This window comes from Salinispora goodfellowii, assembly GCF_059570675.1.
This window is the reverse complement of sequence record NZ_JCANTD010000001.1, coordinates 1-13,057: the sequence shown is the minus strand read 5'-3', so window position 1 is coordinate 13,057 and position 13,057 is coordinate 1. Positions and strand designations below refer to the sequence as shown.

General features: G+C 67.4%; 17 protein-coding genes, 1 rRNA gene and 1 pseudogene. 10 read left to right on the top strand and 9 right to left on the bottom strand.

From position 1 onward, the window contains the following. The first annotated feature begins 541 nt into the window (after positions 1 to 541). Positions 542 to 667, top strand: coding sequence for a hypothetical protein (locus T398_RS00095; RefSeq protein WP_496443252.1), 126 nt, complete (start codon positions 542 to 544; stop codon positions 665 to 667). A gap of 435 nt (positions 668 to 1,102) precedes the next feature. On the opposite strand, the gene T398_RS00090 is transcribed toward T398_RS00095, so the two are convergent. The 4 genes and pseudogenes from T398_RS00090 to T398_RS00075 form a co-directional block, all read right to left on the bottom strand. Beyond that, positions 1,103 to 1,297, bottom strand: coding sequence for a DUF397 domain-containing protein (locus tag T398_RS00090; protein ID WP_018220133.1), 195 nt, complete (start codon positions 1,295 to 1,297; stop codon positions 1,103 to 1,105). Further along, positions 1,285 to 1,383, bottom strand: a pseudogene (locus tag T398_RS00085) (XRE family transcriptional regulator); the annotation flags it as partial. The gene T398_RS00090 and the pseudogene T398_RS00085, both read right to left, overlap by 13 nt. A 72-nt stretch (positions 1,384 to 1,455) precedes the next feature. Then, on the bottom strand, positions 1,456 to 1,647 hold the full coding sequence (locus T398_RS00080) for a DUF397 domain-containing protein (protein ID WP_496443250.1): 192 nt from the start codon (positions 1,645 to 1,647) through the stop codon (positions 1,456 to 1,458). Next, positions 1,640 to 2,530: a helix-turn-helix domain-containing protein gene (locus tag T398_RS00075; protein ID WP_496444018.1), complete on the bottom strand. Its 891-nt coding sequence runs from the start codon at positions 2,528 to 2,530 to the stop codon at positions 1,640 to 1,642. Before T398_RS00075 ends, T398_RS00080 begins: the two co-directional genes overlap by 8 nt. 182 nt (positions 2,531 to 2,712) lie before the next feature. Between T398_RS00075 and T398_RS00070 the strand changes: the two genes are divergently transcribed. Genes T398_RS00070 through T398_RS00060 form a run of 3 tightly spaced genes read left to right on the top strand, consistent with a single transcriptional unit; the run spans position 2,713 to position 3,439 of the window. Beyond that, positions 2,713 to 2,976, top strand: coding sequence for a hypothetical protein (locus tag T398_RS00070; protein ID WP_496443248.1), 264 nt, complete (start codon positions 2,713 to 2,715; stop codon positions 2,974 to 2,976). Then, the gene (locus T398_RS00065; protein WP_496443246.1) at positions 2,976 to 3,173 is read left to right on the top strand and encodes a hypothetical protein; all 198 of its coding nucleotides are present in this window, start codon (positions 2,976 to 2,978) and stop codon (positions 3,171 to 3,173) included. The genes T398_RS00070 and T398_RS00065 overlap by 1 nt, the downstream gene beginning before the upstream one ends. Beyond that, positions 3,170 to 3,439 (top strand): flavin reductase, encoded by a 270-nt coding sequence (locus T398_RS00060; protein WP_496443244.1) that lies wholly within the window; start codon positions 3,170 to 3,172, stop codon positions 3,437 to 3,439. The genes T398_RS00065 and T398_RS00060 overlap by 4 nt, the downstream gene beginning before the upstream one ends. A 58-nt stretch (positions 3,440 to 3,497) precedes the next feature. On the opposite strand, the gene T398_RS00055 is transcribed toward T398_RS00060, so the two are convergent. After that, a complete protein-coding gene (locus T398_RS00055; protein WP_028569871.1) occupies positions 3,498 to 4,154 on the bottom strand; it encodes a response regulator in 657 nt (218 codons plus the stop codon). After that, positions 4,151 to 5,359 (bottom strand): sensor histidine kinase, encoded by a 1,209-nt coding sequence (locus T398_RS00050; protein ID WP_496443242.1) that lies wholly within the window; start codon positions 5,357 to 5,359, stop codon positions 4,151 to 4,153. Before T398_RS00050 ends, T398_RS00055 begins: the two co-directional genes overlap by 4 nt. Before the next feature lie 122 nt (positions 5,360 to 5,481). Here T398_RS00050 and T398_RS00045 point away from each other — a divergent pair, with 122 nt between their 5' ends. Beyond that, positions 5,482 to 6,402, top strand: a complete 921-nt coding sequence (locus tag T398_RS00045; protein WP_496443240.1) for an ABC transporter ATP-binding protein — start codon at positions 5,482 to 5,484, stop codon at positions 6,400 to 6,402. Then, the gene (locus tag T398_RS00040; RefSeq protein WP_496443238.1) at positions 6,399 to 7,241 is read left to right on the top strand and encodes an ABC-2 transporter permease family protein; all 843 of its coding nucleotides are present in this window, start codon (positions 6,399 to 6,401) and stop codon (positions 7,239 to 7,241) included. Before T398_RS00045 ends, T398_RS00040 begins: the two co-directional genes overlap by 4 nt. A gap of 52 nt (positions 7,242 to 7,293) precedes the next feature. On the opposite strand, the gene T398_RS00035 is transcribed toward T398_RS00040, so the two are convergent. Both T398_RS00035 and T398_RS00030 read right to left on the bottom strand, forming a co-directional pair. After that, a complete protein-coding gene (locus T398_RS00035) occupies positions 7,294 to 8,133 on the bottom strand; it encodes a universal stress protein (RefSeq protein WP_496443236.1) in 840 nt (279 codons plus the stop codon). A gap of 139 nt (positions 8,134 to 8,272) precedes the next feature. Continuing rightward, positions 8,273 to 9,157, bottom strand: coding sequence for a universal stress protein (locus tag T398_RS00030; protein ID WP_496443234.1), 885 nt, complete (start codon positions 9,155 to 9,157; stop codon positions 8,273 to 8,275). Between the two features lie 134 nt (positions 9,158 to 9,291). Between T398_RS00030 and T398_RS00025 the strand changes: the two genes are divergently transcribed. Both T398_RS00025 and T398_RS00020 read left to right on the top strand, forming a co-directional pair. Then, the gene (locus tag T398_RS00025; protein ID WP_496443232.1) at positions 9,292 to 9,795 is read left to right on the top strand and encodes a GNAT family N-acetyltransferase; all 504 of its coding nucleotides are present in this window, start codon (positions 9,292 to 9,294) and stop codon (positions 9,793 to 9,795) included. Between the two features lie 19 nt (positions 9,796 to 9,814). After that, entirely contained in the window at positions 9,815 to 10,438 is a 624-nt protein-coding gene (locus tag T398_RS00020) for a hypothetical protein (protein WP_496443230.1), read from the top strand. Between the two features lie 79 nt (positions 10,439 to 10,517). On the opposite strand, the gene T398_RS00015 is transcribed toward T398_RS00020, so the two are convergent. Continuing rightward, positions 10,518 to 10,910: a PaaI family thioesterase gene (locus tag T398_RS00015; protein WP_496443228.1), complete on the bottom strand. Its 393-nt coding sequence runs from the start codon at positions 10,908 to 10,910 to the stop codon at positions 10,518 to 10,520. 92 nt (positions 10,911 to 11,002) lie between these two features. On the opposite strand from T398_RS00015, the gene tyrS reads away from it, so the two are divergent. Both tyrS and T398_RS00005 read left to right on the top strand, forming a co-directional pair. Beyond that, positions 11,003 to 12,289, top strand: a complete 1,287-nt coding sequence (gene tyrS, locus T398_RS00010) for a tyrosine--tRNA ligase (protein ID WP_496443226.1) — start codon at positions 11,003 to 11,005, stop codon at positions 12,287 to 12,289. Positions 12,290 to 12,917: 628 nt separating this feature from the next. Beyond that, positions 12,918 to 13,057, top strand: a 16S ribosomal RNA gene (locus T398_RS00005); the annotation flags it as partial.

Genomic DNA, 13,057 nt, shown 5'->3' with positions numbered 1-13,057 from the left:
TCCACCCGTGTGAGGCCGACCAGCACGGTATCTTCGGCTTTACGGGCTCAAGGTCATGCGCCTGTAGGACCGGGAGGTCCTCAACCTCTTATAACCCTATAACGTCTGGACCCAGCTGCCTGGAGCAACGGCATTGCTACCGAAGCCGCGACCGTGTGGGCAACCACCAATCTGCGAGCCCGTCCGACATCGCTGGCATCCGCCCCGATAGCCTCGATTCCGCCACAGTCGCCGGACGAACAGGACTGTGCCGCGCCGCGTATCTCGATACCGCTGGGGAGGACGGCCTCGACTGGACCTTCGCAAGAACTGGACACCGGGGCCCGTAGGCATATGGCTCAGCTTCCGCCAGGGAGAGTGAGTGTTGCGGCGGATTCACACGTAGCGTGGGGCGAGTATCGATCTGGGGAGATTCGGCTATGCGTAGCCTGGCTCAACACTCGGCGACGTGAAGGCACTGGTTGTCGGTGGCGGAAGCGAAGGAATCGGACGGGCAGTTTCGTGTCACGCTCGTGACCGTCGGGGCGGGCAGGTCGCGTTCGTGCCTGCGGTACGGCTGCACGAGATGAGCGACGACGACTGGGAGCTCGCGTACGAAATGAACCTGGGCTATGTGGTCCGCGCAGTGATCCGCGCCTTCCTGATCAGGGACAGGGCGCGCCGATAGTAGGTGTCGGTTTGGCCGCCGGGGGTATGGCCGCACCATGCAGGCCAGCTACGGCGCCGCCAAGGCCGGCCTGGTAAGTCTCGCCAGGACCGCCGCTGCCGAATACCCCCGCCGACCGGATCCTGACCTCACCGCTGTCGTCCCACGTGACCCGGCAGAGCATTGTCGTTGACGGGGGAGTCACGGTGCGAGCCCGTTCGCTGTCTGATTCGGGCTCTGGCACTGGCATAGCCGGATTGTGGGCGTGGCGCCGAGCTGCCGGTGATCAGCATTCGCTCATTGGCTAACGCCCGCATGCCGACAGCTGGGCGGAGGTGTCGCAGGCGGAGCGGGCGCATGGCGGCAGATCCGGCCGAGCACGGTCACCGCAGTAGCTTTAGCCCGATAGCGCGAAGGCCCGACTCCCTGGAGTCGGGCCTTCGCGCTGGTGGTGGGTCAGTGCTGCTCGGGGAGCTGCGCGACGAACGCCCGCCACGCTGCCGGCCCGAACACCAACGCCGGCCCGGTCGGGTCCTTGCTGTCCCGGACGCCGACGATGCCGGAAAGGTTGTCGGCGACCTCGACACATGCCCCGCCATTGGAGCTGCTACGGGTGCTCTTGCGCCACTGGGCGCTGCTCAGGTCAGCCATGATCGCGCCTTCAGGAAGTCGATGGTTTGGTTACGCGGAAGCGCAACCGACCTCAGGGTATCCCAGACCGCCCACAGCATCGCAGCCGAATTGACGACTCGGGACACTAGCGCAAAGGCCCGACTCCCCGTGAGTCGGGCCTTCGTGTTGACGGTGGGTCAGTGCTGCTCGGGGAGCCGCGAGACGAATGCCTGCCATGCCACCGGCCCGAACATCAGCGCCGGACCGGTCGGGTCCTTGCTGTCCCGGACACCCACGATGCCCGGAAGATTGTCAGCGACTTCGACACAGTTGCCTTCGTTGCCGCTCTTGCTGCTCTTGCGCCAAATAGGCCGCGAAAGATTACTCATTATAAATCTCCTTGATGGTACTGTTTAGCAAGTCTGCTGACGCATGCTCGTCAAGCGTAGATGCCCAGAGGGTAGTCCAGGCATCAATGTACGCAGAAACCTCGTTCGGTCGGTCAAGGTAGAGGCCGCCAGTTAGTGACTCGCTGTAGATGGTGGAGGGTTCGGCTGGGCGCGTGCCCAGCCTGGGGAAGTCCAGCACGACGAACGCGCCCGCAACGGACGCCAGATGTGGGCCGACCCGCATAGGGAGTACGCGGACGGAGACGTTTCCGGGCCCGGTGCTTGCGATGCTGCCGAGGTGGGCGAGCTGCGTCCGCCATCCCTCCACGTCTTCGTGAGGCCGCCGAATCACTGATTCGTCAATCACTACCTGAAGTTGTGGTGCTGCCGGCGAGCGCCTGGTCAGTAGGCGCTGACGCTCCAACCGCAACGCCACTCTTCGTGCCACCTCGGCGGGTGTTCGACCCGGCTTAGTTCTAAATACTGCCGCCATGTACTCGGGGGTCTGTAGAAGGCCGGGAATGAGTGCGGGCTCGTACTGGCGAAGGTGGCAGGCCGCAGCTTCAAGTCCGACGTACAGTTCAAACCATTCAGGTATGGCGTCGCCGTACGCGTGCCACCAGCCGCGCGACTTGCTTTCCGCGGCCAGCGCGACCAGGACCGACCGCATTTCGTCCGATGTGCCGTAAATGCGGCACATTAGCTCCACGTCGTGGGTCCGGACCGAGGTCTGTGCACCCTCGATGCGATACATGCGCGCCCGGCTCCATTCCAGCCGCTTGGCAGCGGTGTCCAGCGGGATACCCGCTTCTTCGCGAGCTTGTTTCAGGAGTCGGCCGAGCTGTCGCTTGGGCACGCTAGATCCGGTGTTCGTCAAGGTCACCTCACCTTCATGTCTCGCTCGGGCGGGCAAACTGTCTCGCCTGACGCACAGGATGCCCTGCATCCGAGTCAATGTAAATACCAGCCTGCAAATTACGGATCGATCTGTTGCGGTCGGGGGTCCGTCGGGTGATGCTCTACCCACCCCATTGAGGTAATCCTGACGCTTGGAGGACCAAGGTAATGACGATCATCGTGGCCGCGCTCACTGGCGTGTTTGGACTGACTGTGGGCCTCATGACCAAAGGTGCTCGCGCCGCGAGTAGCCGGGCGGACTTACGAGAGCGAAACCTCTGTGCCGACGAGGGAGAGACCGTTGCCCCGACTTTGGGCATACCTGATTTGCCCGTGCACCCGCCCGCCATCGGTCGTGCGCGGGTGTACTACACCTCGTACCCTGGCATCGATGTACTTGATGCTGTGCTCGCCGGACTGAGGAGGCTGTGATGGCCGACGACGACCCGCCCGTCGACCGGCGCGCACATCCCGACCCGTACGGCACGCCGCCGTTGCCCGACGGCGACCGGGTGCGGTCGACCGCACCGACCACGCCCGTGCCACCAGCCACTACCCGGCACCGGGTGCTCGCGGTGCTCATCCTGGTGATCGTCGTGGCGGCCATCACGATCCGGGTGCTGCGATGACGACCAGCCCGAGGCCCCGACGTCCGGGTCCGGGCGATCTGCCCGCCGGCCGGCCGCATCTACCGATGCGTCCCCTGTGGGGTTGCGACACCTGCCGGGCCGAGTGGCCCTGCCCGCCGGCCCGGGCCGCCCTTCTGATCGAATACCGCGACAACCTGGTTGCGCTGCGCGTCTATCTGAGCGCACTGATGGCCGAGGCGGATGCCCAACTATCGCAGGTCAGCAGAGCATCAGACCTCTATCGCCGCTTCCTCGCGTGGGTCTGATGAGCCGCACCCCTGGGCTACTCCCCATCGTGCCCGACGGGCTTGTTGAAGAATCTGGTCACGCCACTGTGACGAGGCCGGCTTCGTAGGCGGCGATGACCAGTTGGACCCGGTCTCTGGCGTCTAGCTTGCTCAGCAGGCGGGTGACGTAGGTCTTGACGGTGGCCTGGCTCAGCACAAGTTCGTCGGCGATCTCGGAGTTGGACAGCCCTCGTCCCACCAGCGTGAGGACCTCCCGTTCCCGGTCGGTGAGCCGGGGGAGTCCCCGGCGTGCGACAGCGGGTGCGGCGCGGGTGTCGACGAAGTGTGTGATCAGACGGCGGGTGACGCTGGGGGCGAGTCGGCCGTCGCCATGCGCGACGGCGCGGACGGCATCGAGGATGTCCTCCAGGGGCATGTCCTTGACCAGAAATCCGGCGGCGCCGGCCCGCAACGCCTCGAACACGTAATCGTCCTCGTCGAAGGTGGTCAGAACCAGTACGTGTGTCTCGGGGGCCAGCCTGGCGATCTGAACCGTGGCTTCGACGCCTCCCATCCCGGGCATCCGTAGATCCATCAGGACGACGTCTGGTCTCAGTTCGCGGGTGAGCCGGACCGCTTCCTCCCCGGTACCGGCCTCGCCAGCGAGCGCGATGTCACCGGCTTCGGTGATGAACATGCGCAACGCCGACCGGACGAGCGGCTGGTCGTCAACGACCAGAACCTCGATGGTCATGTGTCGACCAGAGCGAGAGGGAGGTGGGCTGCCACCCGGAAGCCGCCTTCTGGGCGTGGACCGGTGGTTAACGTGCCGTGCAACATCTCGACTCGCTCCCGCATGCCGACCAACCCTAATCCGCCCCCGGGCCGTGGGCCGCGATCGGATCCGTCGTCAACGACCTCGACGAACAACTCCGCCTCGCGGAAACTGATCAGGATTCGGCAGGCACCGGTGTCGGCATGGCGAATCACGTTGGCGACGGACTCCTGGACGATGCGGTAGGCGGTGGCTTCGACCTCCGTGGGCAGTGCCTGGACCTCTCCCTGTTGCCGCAGTTCGATGTCTATGCCCGCTGCCCGAGTGGTGGAGATGAGGCGGTCGAGGGCGGAGAGCGAGGGGACCTGTGGTGGGTCAGGGTCGGTGTCGCGCAGGGAGGAGAGGACCCGGCGCAGACCCGCGAGCGTCTCCTGGCCGGTCTTCTCGATGCTGTCGATCGCTTCGCGGGCGGCTTCCGGCTGCGTTCGCATGACGCGGCCGGCCGCGCCTGCCTGCAGGGCGATGACCCCCAGGCTGTGCGCCACCATGTCGTGCAGATCGCGGGCGATGCGGAGCCGTTCGGCACTGATCGCCTCGGTGGTGGCCTGCTTGCGTGCGGCGGTGGCCTGCGTTCGTCGTTGGCGGATCACCGTTCCGATGAGTACGGCCATGCAGACGGAGAGCGCCATGCCCGGTTCCGAGGCGGTGCCGTCCTCGCCGTCGAGCGTCAGTCGAGTTGTCAGGTAGGCGGAGAGGAGGAACAGGGCCAGGCCGGCTGCGGTCAGTGCGACGCGACGTGGGTGGTACAGCGTGAGAACCACCAGGGCGATATCGATCGGAAGGATCTGCGGCGACCAGATCTCCGGCTGTCGCCACACCAGGGTGGGTATCGCAACGCTGGCGAGAAGAAGCGTGCAGGCGAGCAGGGGCGTCTGTCGCAACCGGATGCTTCCGGCCAGCGCGGCCGCTGCGGCCACCAGCAGCGCCCCCTGGCTCGTGATGGGGGAGAGCGCGTCCAGTAGGAAGAGCAGCGCCCAGCGTTGATCGGGCGGTTCGGCCAGGAACCAGAACCATGGGTAGACCGTCACCAGCCAACTGGTGAAGACCAGGAGGCCGATGAGCCAAGACGATCCGAGCCCGTCGGAGCGGAACCTGGTGGGGAGGAGACTCCGCGCCGCGTACACGGCTTGAATCTAGTCGGGGGATCTTCCGGACGCATCCGACCATGGTTGTACAACCGAGGATGACACGGGGGACGCGAAGTTACCGCGTTGGCGGGACGCGCCGGGCTGCGGTGATCGGGACGATGGTCCTCGTGATCGAAGTAAGGCAATTGACCAAGCGCTACGGCGATACCACTGCCGTCGATAGTCTGACCTTCACCGTGCTGCCCGGACGGGTGACCGGCTTCCTCGGGCCCAATGGCGCGGGTAAGACCACCACCCTGAGCATGCTCGTGGGACTGAGCGCACCTACGAGCGGCACGGCCATCATCGACGGGCTTCCCTTCGCCGCGCATCCCCGCGGCCTCCGGTACGTTGGCGCCCTGCTGGATGCCCGTGACGTTCACGGAGGACGCACCGCGTACGACCATCTCGCCGCGCTGGCCCGGAGCAACCGTATCGGCCGGAACCGGGTGCTTCAGGTGCTGGCGGAGGTAGGCCTGGCGGACGTCGCGAAGCGGCGCGTGCAGAACTTTTCGTTGGGTATGAAGCAGCGACTGGGCATCGCCGCGGCGCTGCTCGGCGACCCACCCGTGCTGCTGTTCGACGAGCCGCTGAACGGTCTCGACCCGGAAGGCGTGAAGTGGGTGCGCGGGCTCTTCCACCGGTTGGCGGCCGAGGGGCGCACCGTGCTCGTCTCCAGCCACCTCATGTCGGAGATGGAACACACCGCGACCGACCTGGTCGTCGTGGGGCGAGGCCGGCTGATCGCGGCCGAGACGCTGGCCCAGTTCGCCGCCCGTGGCACGTCGCCGTCGGTGTCCGTACGGACTCCCGACCCCCGCGCGCTGACCGGGGCGCTGACCGAGGCTGGCGCGAGCGTGACCCAACCCGCCGACGGGTCGCTGTCGGTGTCGGGAATGAGCGCCAGTGACATCGGCGACCTGGCCTTCGCGAAATCAATACCAGTGCACGAACTGACTCCGCGTTTCGCCTCCCTGGAGGAGGCGTTCATGAGAGTGACGGGTGACAGTCTCGAATATCGGGCGGGGGCGACGCGGTGACGGAAAAAGTGAAGGAGTCGGTGTCCGAAACCGTACGACCGGAGGTTCGGGCACGCTTCCATGACCTTTTCGCTGCTGAATGGATCAAGCTCTGGTCGTTGCGCACCACCACGTGGACGCTGGTGTTGAGTGCCTTGGCGATCTTCGGCTTCAACTGTTACTCGGCCTATGGTGACTACGCCAACCTGGAGGATTTTTCCGCTGCGGCTCGCGCGGACTTCAGCAGGTACGCGATGTACGACGCCTTCACCGCCGCCTCCTGCGTAGCTCTTGTGCTGTCGATCGGCGCCATCGGCGCGAACGTCGTGGTCAGCGAGTACAGCACCGGGTCGATCCGTTCCACCTTCGTGGCGGTGCCGGCGCGGCGCGGGGTGCTGGCGGCGAAGCTGGCGGTCGTTACCGCGGTGTCATCGAGCTACGGCCTGGTGGTCGTCGGTGGCTCCTTCTTCGTCACCCAGGCGATCCTCGACGGCAAGGACGTGGGTCTGTCGATCTTCGACCCGGGGGTGCCGGAACGGCTGCTCGCCTCGGTGCTGATGGCGCCGCTGACGGCGTTGGTGGCCATGGCCACCGGGGTTCTCGTGCGGCACAGCATCGGGACGCTGACCACCTTCGTACTTTCCTTCATGCTCCTGCCGCTCGCCCTCGACGAGCAGCTGTACGCCACGGCCGTGCTCGGTCACCTGACGCCCTACCGTGCGTGGATGCGGATCGCCGACATCGAGTTCGGAAGTCCGCCGTATCCCTGGACGACATCCGGCGCCTGGACGGTCTACGCCGCCTGGGCGGTTCTCGCCACGATCCTCACGGTGGTTGTCGCGCAGCGGCGGGACCACTGAGTTCGATGGGCCTTCGCGCCGGAGCGGGATCGCTGGCCGGAGCCTTGACCGGTCAGCGCCCTCGACCGTACGCGTGGGCCACGAGCACCGGGCAGTGGGCGTGCTGCACCAGGGACTGGCTGACCGAGCCGAGCACCATCCCGGTGAATCCGCCCCGCCCGCGGGTCCCCACGACGATCAGGGCAGCGTCCCGGCTGGCGTCGATCAGTGCCTGGTCCGGCTTCTCCGCCCGTAGCTGGCGGGCGGTCACGGCCAGCCCCGGATGGCTGCCGCGCACCGACGCCACGGCAGTGTCCAGCACCTCCGTGGCGTCGGTCGCACCCGGGGTGTGCACGTGCACCAGCACCAGCTCGGTCTGCTGCCGGGTGGCCTCGTCGGCGGACTGCCCGACCGCCACCTCCGCCGACTCCGACCCGTCCACCGCGACCAGCACCGGTCCGCCCGCCTCGATTGGCCTATCGGTGGGCCGGACCACCAGTACCGGGCTGTGCGCGTGCGCCGCGACCTGCGAACCCACCGCGCCGAGCAGCAGCCCGGCGAAGCCGCCGTGCCCCCGGCTGCCCACCACGACCAACTCCGCCCGGCGGGATTCCTCAATCAGCGTGGCGCCCGGCCCGCCAGCGACCTGCCGTGCGTGGATCGTCAGCCTGGGCCAGCGGTCGGCCAGTTCGGTCGCGGCCCGGTCCAGCATCGACTGCGCTTCGTCGTTCGGGGCCGGAACACCGAACTCGTACGGGTTGAGGGGAACCCCGTACCCGGACGGGTGCAGGTAGCCGTGCACCAGGTGTAGCGGTCGCGACCGCCGCACCGCGGTGCGGGCGGCGTGCTCCGCCGCCACCAGGCTCGATGGTGAACCATCCACCCCTACCACCACGGCTCGGTTCATCAGCACCCCTTTCAGACTCGATCGGCATATTGTCCCCCGGGCCGGCGTGACTGACCCGGTTACCGACAACGACGTCGGCGGGAACCGCGGCAGCTACCAGGGCGCAATCCACACCGGCGAGGCGCCGCTCACGGCGCCGGTGCGGCTATCCGGCGGGGTGCCGGACGATGGCCAGTGGGCTGTGCCCGTGATGCAGGACGGCGTGGCTGACCGAGCCGAGCAGCAGCCCACCGAGGGCGCCGCGCCCGTGTGCGCCGACGACCACCAGCTGCGCGCTCTTCGACGCCTCCACCAGCACCCGGGCCGGAGCGCCACGTACGACCCGGTGCCGTACCTGCACCTGCGGATACCGCTCGGTGAAGCCGGCGAGCGACTCGGCGAGAGTCCGCTCCTCCTCGCCTTCGACGGCGTCCAGGTCGTAGACCAGGGGCAGGATGTCCCCCGGTCCGACCGGGGTGGGGAAGAGCCAGGCGTGCAGGGCGAACAGCGGTGCGTCTCGGCGGGCCGCTTCCTCGAAGGCGAAGGCGACTGCCGCGGTGGACAGCGGCGAACCGTCCACACCCACCACGACCGGACCGTCCGCGCGCGGTTCACCTCGGACGACCAGCACCGGGCTCTTCGCGCGGGCGGAGACCTGCACGGTGACCGAGCCGAGTAGCAGCCCGGCGAAGCCGCCCAGACCCCGGTGGCCGAGCACCGTCAGCACCGCTTCCTGCGCCTCCTCGACCAGCACCGGGGTCGGCGCGCCGTCCACCACGACACCGGTGATGCGCAGGTCGGGGGAGATCTTGCGGGCTTGTTCCACCGCTTCCCGCACGTATTCCTCGGCCTGGTTGCGCAGCCCGGCGGTGACCGGGGCGCCGGGAACCGGGGTCAACGGGGCCCCGGTCAACGGCCAGATGAAGGCGTGCACCACCCGGAGCGGGCGCTGCCGGTACTCCGCCTCGCGCACGGCTACCCGGACCGCGTCCAACGCGGCGGCCGAACCGTCCACACCCACCACGACCGGGGCTCCGGCGTTTCTCGTCATGATGTCTGCCCTCCTTCGGCTCGTTTCACCCTCAGCCTGCCGGGTCGGCCGTCGCCCAATCAGGGGCGGTCGGCCCAAGCCCAGGGCCAATGGTCCTCCGCTCGGGCGGCCTCGGCCGGAGCTACCATCGCGCGATGCCCACCGATCTGCGCCTGCGCCCCGTACGCGATAGTGATCTTCCGTTCTTCTTCCTTCACCAGCAGGACATCGAGGCTAACTGGATGGCGGCGTTCGGCCCGGCCGACCCCGCTGACCGCACCGCGTTCGACGCGCACTGGGCGCGGATCCGCGCCGACCCGACGGTGGTGTCGCGGACGGTGGTTGTCGGTGCTGAGGTGGTAGGCCACGTGAACGCCTTCCCCGCCGACGGACGCACCGAGGTCAGCTACTGGATCGATCCAGGTCGCTGGGGCCGGGGTTACGCGACCGGTGCGCTCACCGTCCTGCTGGGTGAGCTGACCCGCCGGCCGGTACACGCTCGCGTGGCCAAGGACAACCGCGCCTCCCTCGCCGTGCTCCGCAAGTGCGGCTTCGTCGTCACCGGCGAGGACCAGGGGTACGCCCCCGGGCGGGGCGTCCAGGTCCAGGAATGGATCTTGGAGCTCGCCGGCCCGGCCCCAGCACCCGCGCTGAGCTGAGAGGGTTACCCTCGCCGAGGTGAACTGGCTGGAACTGATCGGCTGGACCGGCTCCGCGGTGTTGGTCTGGTCGCTGCTGCAGACCGCTATTCTCCGGCTGCGCGCCCTGAACCTCGTCGGCTGTGTCGTGCTGATCGGCTACAACGCGGCGGTCGCGGTATGGCCGATGGTCGGGTTGAACATCGTGCTGGCCGCCATCAACGTGTGGTACCTGCGCGGCATGCTGGCCACCCGCCACGACGCGGCGACCTACCAGGTGGTCGAGGTGGGCGTGGACGACAAGTTCCTGGCCCACACGCTACGGGTGCACGCGGCCGACATCGCCCGGTTCAACCCCGGTTTCACCTGGCACCGAAGCGGGAAGCGGTCGGCGTTCCTGGTCGTCAAAGCCGACGAGGTGGTCGGGGTGGTGCTGGCACACGCGGAGCCGGGCGGGGTGGCCCAGATCGACCTCGACTACGTCACCAAGCGGTTTCGGGACTTCACCCCGGGTGAGTTTGTGTACCGGCGTAGCCGACTCTTCACCGACAAGGGGTTCCGGCAGGTCGTCAGCCCGCCGGGCATGGTCGCCCCCTACTACCACCGGCTCGGCTTCCGCCGGCAGGGCGACGCGTACGTGCTGGACCTCCCCGCTGCCGCGTAGCGGGGTCCGCCGGCTGCGTAGCGGGTCGCCCGCCGGGTAGCGGGGGCCGCCGGCTGCTAGCGGGGGCCACCGGCTGCGGCTATCCGGTCGCCGCCAGGTTCTGCAGCCGGACCTGGCCGCGTGCCACCAGCCGGTCACCGTCGTCGGTGATCTCCACCTGCCACAGCTGTTGACTTCGGCCGCGGTGGACCGGGGTGCCAACGGCGGTCAACTCACCCGACCGGACCGCCCGCAGAAAGTCGGTCTGGTTCGACACGCCGACGACCTGCCCCCGGTCGCCCAGCCAGGTGGCCCCGCCGATGCTCGCCGCCGTCTCGACCACCGAGCAGTAGACGCCGCCGTGCTGGATGCCGTACGGCTGGTGTAGCTCGGGGCGGACCTGCCAGCGGAGGACCACCCGGTCGGCGCTGACCTCTTCGTAGCTCAGCCCCAGCAGCGCCACGAAGCCGCCGGTCAGATCTGGCTCGTCCACGGCATAGCCCTTCGTCGTTGCGGGGCGGCCAGCATAGCGGGCTGGCAATCCCGGTAGTGGTCCCGGCTGGTCATGCGGGAGAATCGGGGATTGTGACCGACACCAGCCCCCCGCCGGCAGAGCGGGAAACACTCTTCGACGATCTTCGGTGGCGTGGCCTGATCCAGGACTCCACCGGCCTCGACGAGCTGCGCGCGTTGCTCGACGGCCCGGGGGCGGCCTTCTATGTGGGCTTCGACCCGACCGCGTCGAGCCTGCACGTCGGTAGCCTCATGCAGGTCGTCACCGCCCGGCGACTCCAGCTCGCCGGTCACCGGCCGCTGCTGCTGGTAGGCGGGGCGACCGGGCAGATCGGCGACCCGAAGGAGAGCGCCGAGCGGGTTCTCAACTCACCTGAGGTGGTGGCCGGCTGGGTGGCCCGGATCCGGGAGCAGCTGGCCCCCTTCGTGTCGTACCAGGGGGCGAACGCGGCGCAGCTGGTCAATAACCTGGACTGGACCGGTGAGATGTCGGTGGTGGAGTTCCTGCGGGATGTCGGCAAGCACTTCCCGGTCAACCGGATGCTGGCACGCGAGGTGGTGCGGGCCCGACTGGAGAGCGGGATCAGCTTCACCGAGTTCAGCTACCAGCTGCTCCAGGCCAACGACTTCTTCGAACTACACCGCCGCCACGGGTGTCAGCTTCAGTTCGGTGGCTCCGACCAGTGGGGCAACATCACTGCTGGCGTCGACTACATCCGTCGTCGGGGCGCGGGGCCGGTGGAGGCGTTCACCACGCCGTTGGTCACCAAGTCGGACGGTACGAAGTTCGGCAAGACCGAGGGTGGCGCGGTCTGGCTCGACTCGGAGCTGACCAGTCCGTACGCGTTCTACCAGTTCTGGGTCAACGCGGAGGATCGCGACGTCGCCCGCTACCTGCGCTACTTCAGCTTCCGTCCCCGGGCCGAGCTGGAGGCGTTGGAGAAGGAGACAGCGGAGCGGCCTGCCGCACGCGTCGCCCAGCGGGCGCTCGCCGAGGAGCTGACCACCTTGGTGCACGGCGAGCGGGAGATGGCCCAGGTGGTCGCCGCGAGCCAGGCGTTGTTCGGGCGGGGGTCGCTGGTGGAACTCTCGCCAGCAACCCTGCGTGCCGCCCTGACCGAGGCGGGCCTGGTCCACCTCGACGAGCTGCCAGACGTGGTCGGTTTGCTCAAGGAGTCAGGCCTGGTGCCGAGCAACAAGGAGGCCCGTCGGGTGATCGCCGATGGGGGTGCCTACCTGAACAACAACCGGGTGTCCTCGCCGGACGCGGTCGTCACCCCGGCGGACCTGTTGCACGGCCGCTACCTGGTCCTACGTCGGGGGAAGCGTTCCTTCGCCGGTGTTGAGCTGCGAAAATAGCTAGATCTTGATGATGTGATCGGGGACGCGTCCGGCGGATTTGACGGCAACTCCCTCGGACGCGTAACTTTCTCTCTGCCAGCGCGGAACGGACAAAAACGGGGCGGACGCCCCGAGCGGCCGGAGTGCTGGAAGTGACCTCTCGGACTGACCACGCCTCCAAGCGTGGATGGTTCTCTTGGGCGGTGCCCCAGGTTCGCCGGTAGGCGGATTTGGCGAGGCGAAACCGACCGGGTAAGGTTAACCGCCGGCAGGAGCCGGGCGCGCTAGCGGGAAACCGCAAGCGGTCGGTCTGCCGAAACCATGACGAAGGCGACGACAGTCGGTGACATTGTGGTGCCCAAAAGTGGACGAAGTCGACAGATCGCAGCAAAGCGGTTTGACACGGCAGAAACCACCGGGTAAAGTAGTAAAAGTGCCTGACGCGAGAGTGGCAGGTAGGAGCGGTTGCCTCCGGAGGGGCCCTGGTTTGGGGTTCTGCTGGTGTGTGGTTGTTCTTTGAGAACTCAACAGGGTGTTTGGAAAGCCAGTGCCGTTTTGGTCTGGGTTGGCCTGCTGTTTGGTGGGTTGGCTTGGGCTTGAATTTGGCAGCAAATATATTTTGTTGCTGGGATTTTTCTTCAAGTTTTTGTTGGAGAGTTTGATCCTGGCTCAGGACGAACGCTGGCGGCGTGCTTAACACATGCAAGTCGAGCGGAAAGGCCCTTCGGGGTACTCGAGCGGCGAACGGGTGAGTAACACGTGAGTAACCTGCCCCAGGCTTTGGGA

What these genes read in the sequence shown, in the direction of transcription:
- T398_RS00090 (WP_018220133.1), bottom strand. Translation starts at nt 1,297, where the DNA reads ATGGCTGACCTGAGCAGCGCCCAGTGGCGCAAGAGCACCCGTAGCAGC.
- T398_RS00080 (WP_496443250.1), bottom strand. Translation starts at nt 1,647, where the DNA reads ATGAGTAATCTTTCGCGGCCTATTTGGCGCAAGAGCAGCAAGAGCGGC.
- T398_RS00070 (WP_496443248.1), top strand. Translation starts at nt 2,713, where the DNA reads ATGACGATCATCGTGGCCGCGCTCACTGGCGTGTTTGGACTGACTGTG.
- T398_RS00065 (WP_496443246.1), top strand. Translation starts at nt 2,976, where the DNA reads ATGGCCGACGACGACCCGCCCGTCGACCGGCGCGCACATCCCGACCCG.
- T398_RS00060 (WP_496443244.1), top strand. Translation starts at nt 3,170, where the DNA reads ATGACGACCAGCCCGAGGCCCCGACGTCCGGGTCCGGGCGATCTGCCC.
- T398_RS00055 (WP_028569871.1), bottom strand. Translation starts at nt 4,154, where the DNA reads ATGACCATCGAGGTTCTGGTCGTTGACGACCAGCCGCTCGTCCGGTCG.
- T398_RS00045 (WP_496443240.1), top strand. Translation starts at nt 5,482, where the DNA reads ATGGTCCTCGTGATCGAAGTAAGGCAATTGACCAAGCGCTACGGCGAT.
- T398_RS00030 (WP_496443234.1), bottom strand. Translation starts at nt 9,157, where the DNA reads ATGACGAGAAACGCCGGAGCCCCGGTCGTGGTGGGTGTGGACGGTTCG.
- T398_RS00025 (WP_496443232.1), top strand. Translation starts at nt 9,292, where the DNA reads ATGCCCACCGATCTGCGCCTGCGCCCCGTACGCGATAGTGATCTTCCG.